Source organism: Oceanicella sp., assembly GCF_056449545.1.
The window spans coordinates 103487-122932 of sequence record NZ_JBWOMN010000015.1 but is presented as its reverse complement, the minus strand read 5'-3'; the positions used below and the strand labels follow the sequence as shown (position 1 = coordinate 122932).

General features: G+C 68.6%; 18 protein-coding genes. 6 read left to right on the top strand and 12 right to left on the bottom strand.

Annotation, left to right across the window (positions count from 1 at the left end):
• The first annotated feature begins 31 nt into the window (after window positions 1–31).
• Both AC1HC7_RS02195 and AC1HC7_RS02190 read left to right on the top strand, forming a co-directional pair.
• The gene (locus tag AC1HC7_RS02195; RefSeq protein WP_479497022.1) at window positions 32–2260 is read left to right on the top strand and encodes a S8 family serine peptidase; all 2229 of its coding nucleotides are present in this window, start codon (window positions 32–34) and stop codon (window positions 2258–2260) included.
• Between the two features lie 17 nt (window positions 2261–2277).
• Window positions 2278–3438 (top strand): ComEC/Rec2 family competence protein, encoded by a 1161-nt coding sequence (locus tag AC1HC7_RS02190; RefSeq protein WP_479497021.1) that lies wholly within the window; start codon window positions 2278–2280, stop codon window positions 3436–3438.
• Between the two features lie 81 nt (window positions 3439–3519).
• Here the strand turns inward: AC1HC7_RS02190 and AC1HC7_RS02185 are convergent, their stop codons facing one another.
• From AC1HC7_RS02185 to AC1HC7_RS02175, 3 genes are all read right to left on the bottom strand, one after another.
• A complete protein-coding gene (locus AC1HC7_RS02185; RefSeq protein ID WP_479497020.1) occupies window positions 3520–4113 on the bottom strand; it encodes a rhodanese-like domain-containing protein in 594 nt (197 codons plus the stop codon).
• A 37-nt stretch (window positions 4114–4150) separates the two neighbouring features.
• A complete protein-coding gene (locus AC1HC7_RS02180; RefSeq protein ID WP_479497019.1) occupies window positions 4151–4345 on the bottom strand; it encodes a YgaP family membrane protein in 195 nt (64 codons plus the stop codon).
• Between the two features lie 140 nt (window positions 4346–4485).
• A complete protein-coding gene (locus tag AC1HC7_RS02175; RefSeq protein WP_479498603.1) occupies window positions 4486–5175 on the bottom strand; it encodes a Crp/Fnr family transcriptional regulator in 690 nt (229 codons plus the stop codon).
• A 187-nt stretch (window positions 5176–5362) separates the two neighbouring features.
• Here AC1HC7_RS02175 and AC1HC7_RS02170 point away from each other — a divergent pair, with 187 nt between their 5' ends.
• Window positions 5363–5755, top strand: coding sequence for a DUF302 domain-containing protein (locus AC1HC7_RS02170; RefSeq protein ID WP_479497017.1), 393 nt, complete (start codon window positions 5363–5365; stop codon window positions 5753–5755).
• Window positions 5756–5891: 136 nt separating this feature from the next.
• Here AC1HC7_RS02170 and AC1HC7_RS02165 read toward each other — a convergent pair whose 3' ends face one another.
• On the bottom strand, window positions 5892–7379 hold the full coding sequence (locus AC1HC7_RS02165; RefSeq protein WP_479497016.1) for a caspase family protein: 1488 nt from the start codon (window positions 7377–7379) through the stop codon (window positions 5892–5894).
• A 324-nt stretch (window positions 7380–7703) separates the two neighbouring features.
• On the opposite strand from AC1HC7_RS02165, the gene AC1HC7_RS02160 reads away from it, so the two are divergent.
• Both AC1HC7_RS02160 and AC1HC7_RS02155 read left to right on the top strand, forming a co-directional pair.
• The gene (locus AC1HC7_RS02160; protein ID WP_479497015.1) at window positions 7704–8873 is read left to right on the top strand and encodes an OmpA family protein; all 1170 of its coding nucleotides are present in this window, start codon (window positions 7704–7706) and stop codon (window positions 8871–8873) included.
• Window positions 8874–8901: 28 nt separating this feature from the next.
• The gene (locus tag AC1HC7_RS02155; RefSeq protein ID WP_479497014.1) at window positions 8902–9765 is read left to right on the top strand and encodes an NAD(P)-dependent oxidoreductase; all 864 of its coding nucleotides are present in this window, start codon (window positions 8902–8904) and stop codon (window positions 9763–9765) included.
• Between the two features lie 71 nt (window positions 9766–9836).
• Here AC1HC7_RS02155 and atpC read toward each other — a convergent pair whose 3' ends face one another.
• From atpC to AC1HC7_RS02115, 8 genes are all read right to left on the bottom strand, one after another.
• A complete protein-coding gene (atpC, locus tag AC1HC7_RS02150; protein WP_479497013.1) occupies window positions 9837–10235 on the bottom strand; it encodes an ATP synthase F1 subunit epsilon in 399 nt (132 codons plus the stop codon).
• 22 nt (window positions 10236–10257) lie between these two features.
• On the bottom strand, window positions 10258–11685 hold the full coding sequence (gene atpD / locus AC1HC7_RS02145) for a F0F1 ATP synthase subunit beta (RefSeq protein ID WP_479497012.1): 1428 nt from the start codon (window positions 11683–11685) through the stop codon (window positions 10258–10260).
• 19 nt (window positions 11686–11704) lie between these two features.
• Window positions 11705–12577, bottom strand: a complete 873-nt coding sequence (locus AC1HC7_RS02140; RefSeq protein WP_479497011.1) for a F0F1 ATP synthase subunit gamma — start codon at window positions 12575–12577, stop codon at window positions 11705–11707.
• 26 nt (window positions 12578–12603) lie between these two features.
• Window positions 12604–14142 (bottom strand): F0F1 ATP synthase subunit alpha, encoded by a 1539-nt coding sequence (gene atpA, locus AC1HC7_RS02135; protein WP_479497010.1) that lies wholly within the window; start codon window positions 14140–14142, stop codon window positions 12604–12606.
• Window positions 14142–14702, bottom strand: a complete 561-nt coding sequence (locus AC1HC7_RS02130) for a F0F1 ATP synthase subunit delta (RefSeq protein ID WP_479497009.1) — start codon at window positions 14700–14702, stop codon at window positions 14142–14144. Before AC1HC7_RS02130 ends, atpA begins: the two co-directional genes overlap by 1 nt.
• A 304-nt stretch (window positions 14703–15006) precedes the next feature.
• A complete protein-coding gene (locus tag AC1HC7_RS02125) occupies window positions 15007–16056 on the bottom strand; it encodes a quinone-dependent dihydroorotate dehydrogenase (protein ID WP_479498602.1) in 1050 nt (349 codons plus the stop codon).
• A complete protein-coding gene (locus AC1HC7_RS02120) occupies window positions 16053–16472 on the bottom strand; it encodes a DUF952 domain-containing protein (protein WP_479498601.1) in 420 nt (139 codons plus the stop codon). The genes AC1HC7_RS02125 and AC1HC7_RS02120 overlap by 4 nt, the downstream gene beginning before the upstream one ends.
• 283 nt (window positions 16473–16755) lie before the next feature.
• Entirely contained in the window at window positions 16756–18141 is a 1386-nt protein-coding gene (locus AC1HC7_RS02115) for an aminotransferase (RefSeq protein ID WP_479497006.1), read from the bottom strand.
• 102 nt (window positions 18142–18243) lie between these two features.
• On the opposite strand from AC1HC7_RS02115, the gene AC1HC7_RS02110 reads away from it, so the two are divergent.
• Window positions 18244–19416, top strand: coding sequence for an MFS transporter (locus AC1HC7_RS02110; protein WP_479497005.1), 1173 nt, complete (start codon window positions 18244–18246; stop codon window positions 19414–19416).
• The last annotated feature ends 30 nt before the right edge of the window (window positions 19417–19446 follow it).

Below are 19446 nucleotides of genomic sequence, written 5' to 3'. Positions count from 1 at the left end.
TGATTTCAACGGGGTTTCATCGGAGGGCGTCATGACCGGTCAGCGGCGGCTCGATTTCGCCAATCAGCTTCTCTACGAGACCCCGGGGGGCAAGCGGTTCACCCAGGACAGTCCGATCCTGACCAATGTCTGGCTGCAATACGCGCGCAAGCCGCGCTGCCAGCAGAAGCTGATCCTCACCGTGTCGCGCGACCGCAGCGCCGGCAAGGCGGCGTCGGAACTGCGCGAGATGCTCGCGCATATGCGCCGGCGCGAGCAAGACGGCGCCTACGCGCTGGCGGCGCCGCTGGACCGCAAGCGGGTGCGGGTGTCCTACATCCCCGGGCAGATCTCGGCGGAGCTGTATTTCGACGAGATGATGCGGCTGGCGCTGCCGCTGACGCCATGGTGGAGAGAGACCCGCCAGAAGCTCATCGCGCTGAAGCGCAGTCGGCTGGGCCAGCGCGGCGGCGCGGCGGACTGGACCGCGTTTCCCCAGCTTGCGGAGGACTGCATTCGCGATCTGACCGATGGGCTGATGCTGATGCGCCGCGAGATCATGGCGGAAAGCGGCGCGGCCGCGGAGACCGAGTTCCAACGCGCGCCGGCGCGCATCGCCTATCTGCGCCGCCTGCCGGTCGACCTGCTCTGGCTGGTGCGCCTTGGCGGCGTCATCGGCGCGGCCTTCAACGGGGATTACGCGATATTGGGCCCGGACGACGCGCTGGGGCGGGCGCTGGAGCGGGATTTCATCACCCGCGACGACGACGATGCGGACAACGCCGCCCCCCGCGACGTGCGCCGGTTGCGCGAGGGCATCGCCAGGGCCTTCGGCGCCGTCTACGCAAGCTGGACCACGAAGGGCGCGCAGCCCTCGGACCAGTTCATCTGGCGGGTGACGCAGAACCGCGAGGTGTCGCTGGCGGTGGCGAAATCGGTGCTGACGGTGAAGGCGGACGCGGCGCGGCGGCTGTTCGCGATCTCGTGCCGCAAGATCACCTGGGCGGTGATCGACAGCGGCATCGACGGCGCGCATCCGGCCTTCGCCGACACCTCGGCGCAGGCCGAGGCGGCGTTGCGCGCCGATGACGCGGGCGGCGCGCCGGCCCCGGTGGCGGTGGCGGATCTGCCGAGCCGGGTGACGCGGACGCTGGATTTCACCCATATCCGGGATCTGCTCGACCTCGACATCATCGCCTCCTGCGACGAGGATTCGGGCCCGGTGGATGACGAGATCGCCGCCGAGCGGGACGCGCTTTGCGACAAGATCATGCGTCGTTGCCGCGACCCGTCGCAGCCCGATCCCGAACGCCCCGGCGCGCCGCCCGAGGAAACCAGAGCCTGGAAAACGGCGGCGCGGGCCCGGGCGCGGGAACATATCGCGCGGCTCAAGCGGCGCATCCTGCGCGGCAACGATCTCGACTGGGAGGATCTGGAGCCGCTGATCCTCGCCACCTCGCCCGAGCTTCCGAGCAATGATCACGGCACCCATGTGGCCGGGGTTCTGGGCGCGGACTGGGTGGACGAGGATGTCGACGAGACCCTGCCGCTGGCGGTGCGCCCGCGGGTGATGCAGGGCATGTGTCCGGACATCAACCTGATCGACGTGCGGGTGTTTCGCGACGACGGCAAGACCGATGAATTCGAATTGCTCGCCGCCGTGCAGTTCCTGCGCTGGATGAATTCGCGCGCCGGGCACATGGTGGTGCACGGCGCCAACATGAGCCTGTCGCTGCTGCACGAGGTGCGCCGCTTCGCCTGCGGCCAGACCCCGATCTGCGAGGAATGCAACGAGGCGGCGGCGCTGGGGCTGGTGATCGTCGCGGCGGCGGGCAATCGCGGCTTTCAGACCCATGGCGGCGACCAGCTGTCGATGACCGACGGGTTTCGCGACGCGACCATCACCGACCCGGGCAACGCCGAGAACGTCATCACCGTGGGCGCCACCCACCGCAAGCGCCCCCATGAATACGGGGTGAGCTATTTTTCCAGCCGCGGGCCCACCGGGGACGGGCGCTTGAAGCCCGACCTCGTGGCGCCGGGGGAGAAGATCAAGGGGCCGACGCCGGATGGCGGCGCCGAGGCCAAGGACGGCACGTCGATGGCCGCGCCGCATGTGAGCGGCGCCGCGGCGATGCTGATGGCGCGGCATTCCGAACTGGTGGGCGATCCGGCCCGCATCAAGCAGGTGCTGCGCGACACCGCCACCGATCTGGGGCGGGAACGGTATTTCCAGGGCAGCGGGTTGCTCGACATCCTGCGCGCCCTGCAATCGGTGTGAGCCGGGGGGAGGGGCATATGGAACTCAAGGCGGTTCGCGCCAAGGAGGGCGACGCGCTGATCCTGACCGCGCCCGGCGCCGTCGTGCTGATCGACGGCGGCGCGCGCGGGGTCTACAAGCGGTTTCTGCGCAAGCATATTCTGGCCCTGGCCCCCGCCGCGGGGGACGAACCGCCGGAGATCGATCTGGCGATGGTCTCGCATATCGACAGCGACCACATCGCCGGGATGATCGACCTCATCGACGAGATGCGCGAGGCGCAGGATGACGACGCCCGCCCGCCGGCGATGATCCGGCGCATGTGGTTCAACAGCTTCGCCGACGCCATCGCCCGGACCGGCATGCAGCCGGCGCGCGGCGCACGGGCCGCGGCCGCCAGCCTGGCGTCGAATTTCGAGGAGATGGGGCTGGACCTGCCCGGGGCCGAGCACACCGCGCTGATGCTGTCGAGCGTGGCGCAGGGGCGGCGTCTGCGGCGCGACCTCAAGACCCTCGCCATTCCGGTGAACCCGTCCTTCGAGGAGGGGCTGGCGCTGGCGGGTGACGCGCGCGGGCCGTGGCGGCGCGGAGATCTGTCGCTGCGGGTGATCGGGCCGACCGAGGCCGAACTGGACCGGCTGCGCGACGCCTGGGCGAAACAGCTGCCCAAGATCCTCAGGCGGGAAGCGGACAGGCAGGCGCGGGTGGCGGCGGCGCGTTCGCTCGACACCTCGGTCTACAACCTCGCCAGCATCGTCGCGATCGCCGAATCCGGGGGCAAGACCATGCTGCTGACCGGGGACGCGCGCGGCGACATGATCCGCGACTGGCTGGAGGCGGCCGGCTATCCCGAGGGCCGGGCGCATTTCGACCTGCTGAAGATCCCGCATCACGGCAGCGACCGCAACGTGTCCGAGGCGTTCTTCGCGGCGGTGACGGCCGATCACTACGTGGTCAGCGGCGACGGCAAGCACGGCAACCCGGAACCCGACATGTTCGCGATGCTGTTCGCGGCGCGCGGCGACGCCGATTACCTGATCCACATGACCTACGCGCCCGACGAGGTGAAGGCGCATCGCGACTACGTCAAGGACGACAAGGGGCCGGCGCTGGACCGGGTGTTGGACGCGGCGCCGTGGCGGCGGCGCAAGCTGCGCTATCCGACGGCGCGGGACACCTCGATTACCGTTGCGCTGTAGCGCGGGCGCCGTTGCGTTGCGGCGCGGGCGCGAGAACGGCGGCGCCATCGCGACGCCGCCGGCGGTCGCGCCGAAGCGCCGCTACCTGCCCGCAGGCCGCCAGGCGGCCTTGGGGTCGATCTTGTAGGTCCAGGGCAGGCCGGCGTTGCGCCAGCCGTTGCGGGTGCGTTGCCCGGTGGCCTTGTCCTTGTCGCCCTCGAACCCCTCGACCAGGTTCCACGCATTGGTGTAGCCCGCCTTGATCAGCTTGCGCACGCCGCCCGCCGAACGCGCGCCCGACCGGCAGATGACAAACACCGGATCGGATTTCGACTTGCCCTCGCGGGCCATGATCGCGTCGACCTGAGCGACGAAATCCGGGTTGGCCTTCATGCCGTATTTGCCGGATTTGTCGTTGAAGTCATAGGTCGCGGTCCTGAGCGGCACGATGGCGTCAAGCCCCGCCGCGTGGCCCACGAAATTGATCTCGATGGGGTCGCGCACGTCCAAAAACACGATCCCGTCATTTTCGGACAGCGCCGCCTGCGCGTCGGCGGGCGTCAGGTAAAGCCCCAACGGCGTGACTTTCTTCTTGGGCAGGGCGCCCGCGTCCACGCTGGACTGGATTTCCCCGGCGCTGAGCGGCAGCGCCAGGATGAGCGAGAGCGCGAGCCCTCTGACAACGGATCCGATCATGTCTGGGTCCTCTGTTTGCCGGCGACCTGACGGGGGTTCAGCAGTCCGAGCAGGTTTTCAAGCCGATGATCGCATAGATGGGGCAGAATTTCACGAAAGCGGTGACCAGCGGCACGATGCCGATCCAGCCCCAGGGGGCGAAGGCGCCGGTGACGGCGAGCGCGATCAGCGCGATGCCCAGAATCAGGCGGAGAATGCGATCGACGGCGCCCATGTTGGTGGCGAATTTCATCTGGTTGCTCCTTGTCAGCAGTTAAACGCCGCCCGACCTTGACCGCAATCGGGCGCGGCGTATGTGACGACGTCACGCAGCGCCGCATTAACCTTGAATCCGGCGATGAAACCGGCGATGAAACCGGCGATCGCGCGCGACTATCGGGCGGCGGCGAAGCTGCGCAGGGCGGACTGGTCCAGCAGCCGCACCTCGCCGCGGGCGAGCGCGATCCAGCCGCGGCGCTCGAATTCCTTGAGGATGCGCGACACCACCTCGCGCGCGGTGCCCAGTTCGGCGGAGATGCCCTGATGGGTGGCGCGGATCGTCGTCGCGCCGTCGGCGGCGGGTTCGGCGGCGAGTTCGGCGCGATCGGCCAGCCAGGCCGCCAGGCGCAGATCCACGCGATGCAGCAGGAATTCGTCGATCACCTCCACCAGGTCGATGATTCGCTGCGAGAACACGCTGAGCGCCAGGTCGCGGAATTCCACCCGGTCATTGACCAGATCGTGGAAGGCGGCGGCGGGCATGACCAGCGCCTCGACCTCGCCCTCGGCGAAGCCGTAGGCCTGATAGGGGGCGCCCGACAGCAGGCATGAGGTGGTCATCACGCAGCTGTCCCCGGGGCCGACCCGATACAGCACCACGGACCGCCCGGTGGCGCCCATGTGTTCAACCCGCACGCCGCCGCTGAGCGGGATCAGGAAGTTCTCGCAGCTGTCGCCGGGGCCGAACAGCTGCGCGCCGTCCGGGCAGCGGATGCGGCTGGAGCGTGCGACGATGGCGGCGCGCAGCTCCGGCGACCAGCCGGGCGCGATGCGTTGCAGGAGTGTTTCGGGCTTCTCGCTCATGCCGCCGCCTTTGCCGTTCAAATCGCCGTTGCGGGCACTATATTCGGATTCCGCCGGGCCTCGACAGCCCCCGCCCCCGATGCGGGGACAATTCAGCCCCCGCCCCCGGTTCGGGGGCAATGCAGCCCCGCCCCCGGTTCGGGGGCAATGCGGGCCCGCCCCCGGTTCGGGGGCAAAGGAGAAGCCAATGTCCTACTACATCGCAGCCACCTTCAAGGCCGACGACATCGACGCCGCCATCGCGCAGGTGGTGGAGGCGCTGAAGGTCGAGGGGTTCGGCGTGCTCACCGACATCGACATCAAGGCGACGATGAAAGCCAAGCTCGATCTCGATTTCCGGCCCTATCACATTCTTGGCGCCTGCAACCCGACGCTGGCGCATCAGGCGCTGACCGCCGAGGACAAGATCGGCGCGCTGCTGCCCTGCAACGTGGTGGTGCAGGCCTGCGGCGACGGGTTCGAGATCGCCGCGGTCGATCCGGTGGCCTCGATGTCCGAGGTGGACAATGCGGCGCTGGGCGAGATCGCGCCGATGGTGCGCGACAAGCTGGCGCGGGTGGTCGCGGCGGTGGCGGGCTGACGCCGGGGGCTGGCCTTGGGGCCGGGCTTGGCGCCGGATCTGGCGCTGCGGCCACGGCGCCGGCTTCGTGGTCTGGTTGGCGCCGCCGCCCGGCGCCTGCGTCGGGTCACCGGCGCCGCCCGGCGCCGGGGCCGGGTCACTGCCGGCAGCCGAGCCCGGCCCAGCTGCGCAGCGCCAGCTTGAAGCCGCCGCCATAGGGGTGCTGCTTGCGCGTGGTCAGGGATTTGTCATTGGCGACGTAGTACTTGCCCTGATCGCACAGCGTCGGGCGGGTCCACTGGTGGCAGTTGGAGCATTTCTTGTCTTTCCAGGCGATCTCGGGCAGGCCCTCGATCGGCGCGAAAAGCGGCGAGCCCTTGGCGAGCATCTCGATCGAACGCCCTATGATCTCGACTCCCCCGTCCGCAAGCGGCTCGGTGAAGCGTTCAATGGGCGCGGGCGCGGCGGAGGGGGCGGTCGGGGGCGGCAGGATCCGCTCCACCGGCGCCAGGGTCGCGGTCTTGACCTGCTTCTTGCCCAGGCTTTCGATTTCGGCGCGCACCAGATCCACGAACACCCCGTCGGGATAGGCGTCGAGATAGGCCTGGTAATCCACCAGCGAACGGGTGGCCTGGGCGATCTCGATCAGCTCGATCTCCGGCGGCGGGGCGGGTTTGGCGGCCGGTTCAGGGGCGGCGGTCTGCTGCGGCGCGGCGGGCGCGCCGGAGGCGTTGACCGCCGCGGTGAGCTGGCGGCGGGCCTCCTCGGCGTGGCGGCTCTGGGGGTAGGCGCTCAGGAACAGCGCCAGCTGCACCACGTCGCCGGAATCGCGCGCGGCGGTCCATAGCTTCAGTTCGGCGGGGTTTTCGGAGATCACCGCCAGTCCGCGGGATTCGACGAACTGGAAATCCTGCACCAGCGAGGAGCTGTCCCAGGGAGTCTGGGCGCCGTCGGTGTCGCGCAGCACCTCGACGCGCACCTGCTTGAACATCTGTTCGATGGGCAGGCCCGGCAGGGTGATCGCGGTGGCCAGCGCCGAGGTGAAGGGGCTGTTGCCGGCGGTCCCGTCCTCGGCCACGCCGCCGGGCGATGTGGCGTAGGCGATGAAGGTGCCGGTGGGCGCGTCCATGCGCGCCAGCCCCGATTCGCCGCTCCCGACCCCGGCGAAAGGGTTGTTGCGGCAGGCGTCGAGGATGACGATGTTGGTGACGTTGCGCGCGGATTCCATCTGGCGCACCACCCAGCGCGCCTCGACCCCGACCAGATCAAGATCCGCCTCGTCGCGGATCGTGGAGCGGATCGGGATCAGGTAATTGTTGCCCTGCGCCTGCACGCCGTGCCCGGCGTAGTAGAACAGGCCCACGGACTCGGGGCCGCCGGCGCGCAGCGCGCGGCCGAAATCGGCGATCGCCTGTTTCATGCTGGCCTGATTCGCGTTCAGCAGCTCGAACACCTTGAAGCCGACCTTGCTCAGCGTGCGGGCCATCAGCCGGGCGTCGGCGACCGGGTTGGGCAGGGCCGGATTCAGCTGGTAGTCGCCATTGCCGATGACCAGCGCAATGCGCTGCTGCGCGCGGGCGGCGCCGCCAAGCGCGCCTGCGCAGATGGCGAAAACGGCGAGCAGAGCCACGAAAATGCGAGTCACGGCGTTCCTCATGCAAGCTGCTCCGGGGGTCGAAGCATATCCGGCGGGCCCGGGCCAGATCAAGCGCCCGACGAGGATCAGGCGCCGCGGTCCGGGCGAACACCCGATCCGCGCCCACCCCCGGCGACCCCGCGCGGGCGCGGTCCTGAGCGCGGTCCATCGGCGCCAGTTTAGGCATGGCGCGCGCCACGGGCGGGTTGCGTTCGGGATCGCTCGGTGCGACATTTTGCAGGATAGTTGCAAATGCGCAATGATCGACCGCGCCTGACGCGTTGGCGCCAGCGGCCCGGATTGCGCGCCGATTGACTGGATTGGGAGCACATGATGACCTTTGCCCTTGCAGGCTTCGCCACCCCTCCGCGCGTGGTCCCGGCCCGAATCCGGCGCCCGGTCCTGCGCGCCGCGCTGCTGGCGCTGGGTCTGGTCGCGGCGCAGGCGGGCGGGGCGCGCGCCGCCGAAGCGATGTTCGCGCCGGGCTGGACCCTGGTGCCCGAGGTGTCCAAGCTGAATTTCCAGTCGGTGAAGAAGCAGACCAAGGTCGAGACCAGCAAATTCGCCAGCTTCAACGGCGCCATCACCCCCGAGGGGCTGGCGACGGTGAAAATCCAGCTCGACAGCGTCGACACCAATGTGGATCTGCGCAATGTGCGCATGCGGTTCCTGTTCTTCGAGACCTTCAAATTCCCCGAGGCGACGGTGACGCTGCAGCTTGACCCCGCGACGCTGGCGGATCTGGCGGCGGTGCGCCGCATGCCGCTGCCGGTGAGCTTCGAGCTTGACCTGCACGGGATCAAGCGGCGGATGGAGACCGAGGTCGTGGTGACGCTGCTGACCGATGATCTGGTGTCGGTGGCCTCGGGCACGCCGATCTCGGTGGGCGCGGCGGAATTCGGGCTGAGCGACGGCATCAAGAAGCTGGAGGAGGCGGCCTCGGTCACCGTCATCCCGTCGGGCACGGTGTCCTTCGATTTCATGTTCCGGCGCAACGGACCGGCGCCGGGGCAGGCGGTGGTCGCCGCGGCCCCCGCCGCCGCGACCCCGGCCCCCGCCCCAACGCCGTCGCCGACGCCCGCGGCGCAGGCCCCGGCCTCGACGGCGGTCGAGGCGACGGGGACGTTTTCGACCGAGGCCTGCGCCGGGCGGTTCGAGATCATCTCGCGCACCGGCGCGATCTATTTCGCCAGCGGCAGCGCCCGGCTCGACGCCGAAAGCCGGCCCCTGCTCAACAGCCTCGTGGACATCGTCCAGCGCTGCCCGGATTTCGTGATCCAGGTCGCCGGGCACACCGATTCGGTCGGGTCGGCGGGGCTGAACCAGCGGCTGTCCGAGGCGCGGGCGCGTTCGGTCACCCGCTATCTGGTCGATCACGGCGTCGCCCCCAGCCGGCTGCGTTCGGTGGGCTTTGGCGAAACCCGCCCGGTGGCGGGCAATGACACCGCCTGGAACCGCAGCCGCAACCGGCGCATCGAATTCTCGATCGCCGGGACCCGGTGACGCGGGCAGGCGCCGGAATTCGCGCGCGATGAGCGCGGAGATCATCGGCAAGGATGCGCAGGTGTGCGTCGCCGGCTGCGGGCGCATGGGGCGGCCGATGCTGGCGGCGCTGCTGGCGGCCGGGTTCGACGCGACCGGGTTCGATATCCGCCCGGCGTCGGACTTCGGCGACCTGGCGCCGCGCATGGCGGCGGATCCGGCGGCGCCGCCGCCCGGGACAAGCGTGCTGGTGACGGTGGTGCGCGACATCGCCCAGACCGAGGCGGCGCTGTTCGATGCGCAGAAGCTGCTGGCGCGGCTGCCGGGGCTGACGCATCTGGTGATTTCCTCGACGCTGTCGCCGCGATGGCTGCGCGGGCTGGCGGCGCGGGTTTCGCCCGCGATCCGGCTGGTGGACGCGCCCATGTCCGGAGCGGCGATCGCCGCCGAGGAAAGGCGGCTGTCCTTCATGCTGGGCGGGCGCGACGCGGATCTGGACTACTTGATGCCGCTGTTCGAGGCCATGGGCGGCAGTTTTCACCGCATGGGCGGCTTTGGCGCCGGGATGAGCGCCAAGGTGCTCAACAATCTGCTGGCCGGGGCCGGGACGGCGATGACGCGGCTGGTGCTCGACTGGGGCGACCGGCTGGGGCTGGACGAGGCGCGGCTGCTGGCGCTGATCCATCAAAGCTCGGGGCAGAACTGGCTGGCCAGCGGCTTTGAGGAGATCGAATTCGCGCGGCACGGGTTTTCGCCGGGCAACACGCTGGGGATTCTGAAGAAGGATCTGGAAAGCGCGCTGGATGTGGCGCCGGAGGGCGCCGACACGCGCCTGCCGCGCGCGGTGATCGCTGAAATCGCCGGGCTCGCGCCCCGAACCGGAGCCCGATCTGGAGCCCGGCGCAAGCCGTAGCGCCCCGCGGACGAAAAAACGCCCCGCCGGTTGATCCGGCGGGGCGTTTTCCAGTCACTGTCCGTATCGGGTCAGAGGCCGAGCTGTGTGGCCAATGCGTGGAAATCATTGATCCGCAGGGCGGCGGCGGCCTTGTCGCGCTCGCCCGCGACCTCCAGGGCCTCTTCGGCCTCTTTTATCATCGCGTCGAGCCATTCGCGGTTGGCGTCGGCGCGCGCGATGGCCGCCTCGGCCAGCACGGTGGTTCCCGCCGGCGAGATGTCGGCGAAGCCGCCGGTCACCACGAATTCGGTGACCGCGCCGCCGTCATGAGAGGCGACGATCCCCGGGCGCAGCGTGGTCAGCAGCGGCGAGTGGTCGGGAAGGGCGGTCATGTCGCCCTCCATCCCCGGGATCGCCACGCTGTCCACCTCGCCCGAGGCGAGACGGCGCTCGGGCGACACGAAGTCGAACTGCATCTTGTCGGCCATCAGGGCCTCCTCTCAAGCGCGATCAGGCGGCTTCGGCGGCCAGCTTCTCGGCCTTGGCGATCACTTCGTCGATGTCGCCGACCATGTAGAAGGCGGCCTCGGGCAGGTGATCGAATTCGCCGGCGCAGACCCGCTTGAAGCTGTCGATGGTCTTTTCCAGCGGCACCTGCACGCCCGGCGAGCCGGTGAACACCTCGGCCACGTCGAAGGGCTGGCTGAGGAAGCGCTGGATCTTGCGCGCCCGGGCCACGGTGAGCTTGTCTTCTTCGGACAGCTCGTCCATGCCGAGAATGGCGATGATGTCCTGCAGCGCCTTGTAGCGCTGAAGGATTTCCTGCACCTGGCGGGCCACGGCGTAGTGCTCTTCGCCGATGACGCCCGGATCGAGCAGGCGCGAGGTCGAATCGAGCGGATCGACGGCCGGGTAGATGCCGAGCTCCGAGATCGCGCGCGACAGCACCGTGGTGGCGTCGAGATGCGCGAAGGAGGTCGCGGGCGCCGGGTCGGTGAGATCGTCCGCGGGCACGTAGATCGCCTGCACCGAGGTGATCGAGCCGGCCTTGGTGGAGGTGATGCGTTCCTGCAGCGCGCCCATGTCGGTGGCCAGCGTCGGCTGGTAGCCCACCGCCGAGGGGATGCGGCCCAGCAGCGCCGACACCTCGGACCCGGCCTGGGTGAAGCGGAAGATGTTGTCGACGAAGAACAGCACGTCGGTGCCGGACTGGTCGCGGAACTGTTCGGCCAGGGTCAGACCGGACAGCGCCACGCGCAGGCGGGCGCCCGGCGGCTCGTTCATCTGGCCGAAGACCAGCGCCACCTTGGATTCGGACAGGTTGTCGGCGTTGATGACCCCGGATTCGATGAATTCGTAGTAGAGGTCGTTGCCCTCGCGGGTGCGCTCGCCGACCCCGGCGAACACCGAATAGCCCGAATGCACCTTGGCGACGTTGTTGATCAGTTCCTGAATCAGAACCGTCTTGCCCACGCCGGCGCCGCCGAACAGGCCGATCTTGCCGCCCTTGGCGTAGGGGGCGAGCAGGTCGATGACCTTGATGCCGGTGACCAGCACCGTGGATTCGGTGGCCTGTTCGGCGAAGGTCGGGGCGTCCTGGTGGATCGCGCGGCGCTCTTCGGTCTCGATCGGGCCCTTTTCGTCGATCGGCTCGCCGATGACGTTCATGATCCGGCCCAGCGTGTTGTCGCCCACGGGCACGGTGATCGGCCCGTCGGTGTCGGTCACGGGCGCGCCGCGCACCAGCCCTTCGGTGGCGTCCATGGCGATGGTGCGCACGATGTTCTCGCCCAGATGCTGCGCCACTTCGAGCACCAGCCGCTGGCCGTTGTTTTCGGTTTCGAGCGCGTTCAGAATCGCGGGCAGGTGTTCATCGTCGAACTGAACGTCGACGACGGCGCCGATGACCTGCGTGATTTTGCCGACAGCGTTAGCCATTTTCGGTCTCTCCGTATCGTCAGAGCGCCTCGGCGCCCGAAATGATCTCGATCAGTTCGTTGGTGATCGCAGCCTGACGCGAGCGGTTGTAGACGATCGTCAGCTTGTCGATCATCTCGCCTGCGTTGCGGGTGGCGTTGTCCATGGCGGACATGCGCGCGCCCTGTTCGGAGGCGGCGTTTTCCAGCAGCCCGGTGAAGATCTGCGTGGCCACCGAGCGGGGCAGGAGATCGGCGAGGATCCCTTCCTCGTCGGGCTCGTAATCGTAATGCACCGGCGCGGCGCCGGCCTCTGCCGGCTCGAAGGTCGCCGGGATCAGCTGCTGGGCCACCGGGACCTGCGAGATCACCGATTCAAAGCGGTTGAAGAACAGCGTCACCACGTCGAATTCGCCGGCCCGGAACTGCGCCAGCAGATCATGGGCGATGCCATGGGCGTCCTTGTAGGACACCCGCTTCACCGCCGTCATGTCGACGTGATTGACGAACAGCTTGCCGTATTCGCGCTTCAGCTGTTCGCGGCCCTTCTTGCCGATGGTGAGGATCTTCACGGTCTTGCCCGCAGCGAGCAGTTCCGCGATCTTCACCCGCGCCAGCCGCACGATGGAGGAGTTGAATCCCCCGCACAGCCCGCGTTCGGAGGTGGCGACGATCAACAGATGCGTGTCGTCCCGGCCGGTCCCCGCAAGCAGCTTGGGGGCGGTGTCCGGGTTCGCGACCCGCGCCAGATTGCCGAGCACCACGTCCATGCGTTCCGCATAGGGGCGGGCGGCTTCGGCGGATTCCTGCGCCCGGCGCAGCTTCGCGGCCGCCACCATCTGCATCGCCTTGGTGATCTTGCGCGTGGACGTGACGCTGTCGATCCGGTTTTTCAGATCCTTGAGGTTCGCCATGTGGCTCGCTCCTCCCTAACGGCGTCTTACGCGAAGCCCTTGGCGTAGTCTTCGATGGCGGCCTTGATCTTGTCCTCGATCGCGCCTGCGACCTTCTGATCATTGTCGCGCAGCTCGTCGAGAACGTCCTGATGGCTGGTGCGGAAATGCGCCAGCAGACCATGTTCGAACCGCCCCACGTCGCTGACCTCGATCTTGTCGAGATAGCCCATGGTGCCGGAATAGATCACCACCACCTGCTCGGGGTTGGTCAGCGGCGCGTATTGCGCCTGCTTGAGCAGTTCGGTGAGCCGCGCGCCGCGGTTCAGCATGCGCTGGGTCGCGGCGTCGAGATCGGATCCGAACTGCGCGAAGGCCGCCATCTCGCGATACTGCGCCAGCTCCAGCTTGATCGAGCCGGCCACCGATTTCATCGCCTTGGTCTGCGCCGACGATCCGACGCGCGACACCGACAGGCCGACATTCACCGCCGGGCGGATGCCCTGGTAGAACAGTTCGGTCTCGAGAAAGATCTGGCCGTCGGTGATCGAGATCACGTTGGTCGGGATGAAGGCCGACACGTCGCCGCCCTGGGTTTCGATGATCGGCAGCGCGGTCAGCGACCCGGAGCCGAAATCCTCGTTCAGCTTGGCCGAGCGTTCGAGCAGGCGCGAATGCAGGTAGAACACGTCGCCCGGATAGGCTTCGCGGCCCGGCGGACGGCGCAGCAGCAGCGACATCTGGCGATAGGCCACGGCCTGCTTGGACAGATCGTCGAAGATGATCAGCGCGTGCATGCCGTTGTCGCGGAAATACTCGGCGATGGAGGCCGCCGAGTAGGGCGCGAGAAACTGCATCGGCGCCGGGTCCGAGGCGGTGGCGGCGACGATGATCGAATATTCGATCGCGCCGGTTTCCTCGAGTTTCTTCACCAGCTGCGCCACGGTGGAGCGCTTCTGGCCGATGGCCACGTAGACGCAGTAGAGCTTCTTGCTCTCGTCGTCGCCGGCCTCGTCGTTGTAGGATTTCTGGTTGAGGATGGCGTCGAGCGCCACCGCGGTCTTGCCAGTCTGGCGGTCGCCGATGATCAGTTCGCGCTGGCCGCGGCCGATGGGGATCAGCGCGTCGATGGCCTTGAGGCCGGTGGCCATGGGCTCATGCACCGATTTGCGCGGGATGATGCCGGGGGCCTTCACGTCGGAGCGCGACCGCTGATCCGATTCGATCGGGCCCTTGCCGTCCAGCGGATTGCCCAGCGCGTCGACCACCCGGCCCAGCAGGCCCTTGCCCACGGGCACGTCGACGATGGCGCCGGTGCGCTTGACCACGTCGCCTTCCTTGATGTCCCGGTCCGAGCCGAAGATCACCACGCCGACGTTGTCGGCTTCGAGGTTCAGCGCCATGCCCATGATGCCGCCGGGGAATTCCACGGTCTCGCCGGCCTGGACGTTGTCCAGCCCGTGCACGCGCGCGATGCCGTCGCCGACGGACAGCACCCGCCCGACCTCGGCGACTTCGGCTTCCTGGCCGAAGTTCTTGATCTGCTCCTTGAGGATCGCAGAAATTTCAGCCGCTTGGATGCCCATCACCCGACCTCTTTCATCATATTTTGCATATTGGCGAGACGCGCGCGGATCGAGGTGTCGACCATGCGCGAACCAACTTTGACGACAAGGCCGCCGATGAGGCTTTCATCGACGGCGACATTCAGTTTCACGTCCTTGCCGACCGAGGCTTTCAGCGCCTCGGACAGCGAATTCAGCTGATCCTCGGACAGGGCGGCGGCGGCGGTGACCTCGGCGGTCACTTCGCCGCGCTTGTCGGCGGCCAGCGCCGCGAAGCCGTCGCAGACCGCGTCCAGCGCGAACAGCCGGCGCTTGGCGGCCATCAGGCGCAGGATGTTGCGGGTGAGCCCGTTCAGCTTCATCGCGTCGGCGAGCGCGACCATCGCGGCGCCCTGATTCTCGCGGGTGTAGACAGGGCTGGCCACGACGCTGCGCAGGTCGGCGCTGTCGGCGAGCGCGCCTTTCAGCGCCACGAGATCGGCCTCCACCGCTGAAAGCTTGTCGGCTTCCTCGGCGAGTTCGAACAGCGCCGTCGCGTAGCGACCTGCCAGTCCGGATACAAGCGAAGCTGAATCGGCCACGTGATCCCTTCCACATGTTTTCGGGCAAACGCCCTTGCCAGGCGCCCGGATTGGTTGGGAAGCGAGCGTTTCCCTTAATTCGTGCGGTTGCTAACACAGGGGTCGCGACCATGCAATACAGCCCGTGGCGGGCGGCGGCGCGGGCAAATTTCCGCCATTTCAAGCGGTTGACGGATGATTGTTGCGCGGTGCGACCTTGACGCCGCTTGCCGGGGCGCGACCGGGCGCGGCGAATCCGCGCCAAGCCCCTGATCGCAAGCGGATTCGGCAGGATCCGCCGGTGCGCCCGGGTCGGGCGGGCGGGTCAGAGATCGGCGCCCACCGCCTCGGACACATGGGAAAATCCGTCGCGCGCCAGCAGATCGTCGAGCCCGCGCGCGATCTGCGCGCCCAGCGAGACGCCGGCATAGACCATGCCGGTGTAAAGCTGAACCAGCCGCGCCCCGGCGCGGATTTTCGCATAGGCCTGTTCGGGCGAGGCGACGCCGCCCACCCCGATCAGCGTCAGCCGGCCGTCAAGGCGGCGCGCCAGGCTGCGCAGCACCTCGGTCGAGCGCGCGAACAGCGGCTGGCCCGACAGACCGCCGGCCTGGTGCGCGTGGGGGCTGCGCAGCCCGTCCCGGGCCAGCGTGGTGTTGGTGGCGACGATGCCGTCGACGCCGTGCGCGAGGCAGATTTCGGCCACGTCGGCGAGGTCGGATTCGGCGAGGTCCGGGGCGATCTTCACCAGCAGCGGCTTGCCGGGCGCGGCGTCGTCCCGCGCGTTGACGCATCGGGCCAGCAGCCTGTCCAGCGCCGCGCGGCCCTGCAGGTCGCGCAGGCGTTCGGTGTTGGGGGACGATACGTTGACGGTGAAGAAATCCGCCGGGCGTGCGAAGCGCCGCAGCACCGCGACGTAATCCGCCGCGCGGTCGGCCGAATCCTTGTTGGCCCCGAGATTGACCCCGACCACGCCCGACCCGCGCCGCGCGGCCAGCCGCGTCGCCACCGCCTCCATGCCCTGATTGTTGAAGCCGAAGCGGTTGATGGCGGCGCGGTCCCGGGGCAGCCGGAACAGGCGCGGGCGCGGGTTGCCCGGCTGCGGGTGCGGGGTGACGGCGCCGATCTCGACGAAGCCGACCCCGGTTTTCAGGGCCGCGTCCACCGCCTCGGCGTTCTTGTCGAACCCGGCGGCGACGCCAACGGGGTTGGGGAAGGCCAGCCCCATGACCTCGCCCGACAGGCGCGGCGTGGTCACCGGCCCCGTCCCGGGCGCGAACCCGAGCCGCAGCGCCAGCAGCGCCAGCGCGTGGGCGCGTTCGGGGTCGATCTGGCGCAGGGCCGCGAGCCCGGCCCTTTCGATCAGCGCGTTCATGGCGTCGCGGGCCGGAAGGTCGCGGCCGGGAAAGCGTGGGCGCCGTCGGGACCGAGCGGCAGCGGCGCCGCCCAGCGCAGCCGCTCGCGGCGCAGCGCGCCGTGCAGATGCGGGAACAGATCGCCGCCGCGCGAGGGTTCCCATTTCAGCGCCGCGCCGAAACCGGCGGCGTCAAAGGCGGCGATCGTCAGGTCAGGCTCCCCCTTGAAGTGTTTCGCCGCAGTGGTTTTCACCTGCGCGGCAGTAGAAAAATGAATGAACCCGTCGTGAATATCTGCCGGAGATCCGTCGAATACGCCGGTTTTCCGGAATCCTTGCCATTCGTTGGCGCGGAAGATTTTGAATATCATATGTAAGCCCCCCTTATATTTAGTGACGCCCCACCAAATATGCTCACCGCAGTTGACATATGCCACCCATACCTGTCTTTGTTGCCGTGCGCGTCATGGAGGGCGAATAGCGTTTGCCGGAGTGTCGCGCGGCTTGTCAGACGGCTCGGTGCGAGAGGCGTGGCGTGGTGCGTGGACGATACCGGGGCGGGCCGATTGGCCGTCGTCAGACCCTCCCCAACCCTTCCCCCCAGCCCTTCTCCCGGGCCTGCCGCGCCATGCGGGCGCTGCGGCGCGGCGCTACGGCGGTTGCGCGCGAATCGCGCCCGGCGCGGCGGCCGGGCGCGATGCTGGATTCGGGGCTGAACGGTCAGGCCATGAAGCCTTCGGCTTTCGCCCAGTGATGGGCGGCGTCGAGCGCGGCCTCCATGGGGGCGAACAGGTCCTCGATCTCGGCCTCGGTGATGATCATCGGCGGGCAGAAGGCGACTGAATCGCCGATCGCGCGCAGGATCACCCCGCGTTGCAGCAGTTCCGCCGCGAAGCGCGCGCCGACCTTGCCCGCGGGCTGGAAAGCCGATTTGCCGGAATTGTCCGGCGCCAGCTCCAACGCCCCCATCAGCCCGAGGCTGCGCGCCTCGCCCACCAGCGGATGCCCGGCCAGCGCGTCGAGCCGCGCCTTGAACAGCGGCGTCACCGCGCGCACGTGATCGACGATGCGGCGGCGTTGGTAGATTTCCAGCGCCTTGACGCCGATGGCGCAGCCCAGCGGGTGCCCGCCATAGGTGAAGCCATGGCCGAACACGCCGATCTTGCCGCTGTTGGCCTCGATCACGTCAGCCATGGTCTGGTCGATGGCCACGGCGGAAAGCGGCGCGAACCCGGCGGTGAGCTGCTTGGCCATGGACACCGAAGTCGGCTGCATGTTCAGGGTCTGATGCCCGAACCACTCGCCGGTGCGCCCGAAGCCGCAGATCACCTCGTCGGCGATCATCAGGATGTCGTGGCGCGCGAGGATCGGGCGGATCGCCTCGAAATAGCCTTCGGGCGGCACGATCACGCCGCCGGCCCCCATCACCGGTTCGGCGATGAAGGCGGCGATGGTGTCCGCGCCCTCGCGCTCGATCAGCGCTTCGAGATCGGCGGCGAGGCGGGCGGTGAATTCGGCCTCGGTCTCGCCATCCGCGGCGCCGCGCCAATAGTGGGGCGTCGAGCTGTGCAGGATGCGATCGACCGGCAGGTCGAAATCCATGTGGTTGGCCGGCAAACCGGTCATCGAGGCCGAGACGATGGTGACCCCGTGATAGCCTTTCTGGCGCGAAATGATCTTCTTCTTCCTGGGCCGGCCCAGCGCGTTGTTGTAATACCACGCAAGCTTCACCTGGGTCTCGTTGGCCTCGGAACCCGATGACTGGTAGATCACCCGCGCCATGCCCGGCGACAATTCCTTGATCTTCTCGCCCAGTTCGATCGCCGGTTCGTGGGAGCGCCCGCCGAACAGGTGATAATAGGGCAGCTTGTCGAGCTGCGCCTTGGCGGCCTCGACCAGCTCGGGATCGCTGAAGCCGAGCCCGCAGCACCAGAGCCCGGCCAGCCCCTCGATATAGCGCTTGCCGCTGTTGTCGGTGACGTAGATCCCCTCGCCCGAGGCGATGATGTGGGGACCGGTCTGCCGGTGAACCACTGCGTTGGTGTAGGGATGGAGCAGGGTCTCCACATCCCGTGTCTGCATGTTGCTCAGAACGCCGTCGGCCATCTCGCATCCTCCTTGTGCATGCTTTCGTGGTGACGCGGAACGGCGCTTGACGCAAGGAGGATTTCAGCGGAATTGCGGAACGATCCCGCGATTGGAGTTCCCATGTCCGACCTCGCCGCCCTGTTCGTCGCCTATCTGGTGAGCCAGTTCTACCGGTCGTTCCTGGCGGTGCTGGCCCCGTCGCTGACAACCGATCTGGGGGTCGGCCCGGTGGATCTGTCCAACGCCGCCGGGGCCTGGTTCGCGGCCTTCGCGCTGGCGCAGATCCCGGTGGGGCTGGCGCTGGATCGGTTCGGGCCGCGGCGCATCGTCGGCTGGGCGATGTTCCTGGGGGCCGGGGGCGGGGCGCTGGTCTTCGCATTCGCCCAGGGGGCCTGGGCGCTGATCGCCGGCATGGCCATGATCGGGGCGGGCTGCGCGCCGATCCTGATGGCGGGGATGTTTCTGTTCGCGCGCCGCTACGCCATGGCGCGCTTCGCCAGCCTGTCGGGGATGATGATCGCCTTCGGGTCGCTGGGCAACGTGCTGGGCGCGGCGCCCCTGGCCTATGCGGTCGACTCCTTGGGCTGGCGCGCCGTGGTGATCGGGCTTGCGGCGCTGGCCGCGGCGATCGCCGCGCTGGTGACGGCGGTGATGGTGGATCCCGAGCGCCTGCGCGACCCGGGCGACGCCGGGCTGGCCGGCATCGTCACCCTGCTGCGCATGCGCGCGCTGTGGCCGCTGCTGCCGCTGGCGCTGTTCAACTACGCGATGTCGGCGGGGATCAGGGGGGCATGGGCCGGGCCGTATCTGGCCGACATCCACGGCATGGACGCGATCGGCATCGGCCTCGCCACCACCTGGATGGCGGCGGCGATGGCGGCGGGAAGCCTGCTGATCGGATCCGCTGACCGGGTGCTTGGCACGCGCAAATGGCTTGTCATCGGGTGCAACGGCGCCGGAGCGGCGAGCGTGTTCTGGCTCAGCCGGGGCGTGGGCGCGGACATGGCGACGGCGCTGATGACGGTGATCGGGTTCTCGGCCGCCTCCTACGCGGTGCTGATGGCCCATGCGCGCAGCCTCTTCCCGCCGCATCTGGCCGGGCGCGGGGTGACGCTGATGAATTTCTTCGGCATCGGCGGCGTCGGCCTGGGGCAGTTCGCCACCGGGCGGGTGTTCGACTGGGCGGCGCGCGACGGATCGGACGCCGCGTATGGGTCGATATTCCTCTATTACGCGCTGACGGTGGCGGGGGCGCTGGCGATCTACCTGTTCAGCCGCGACGCGAAGCCATGAGCCCGCGGACCCGGCGCCCCCGCGAAACCG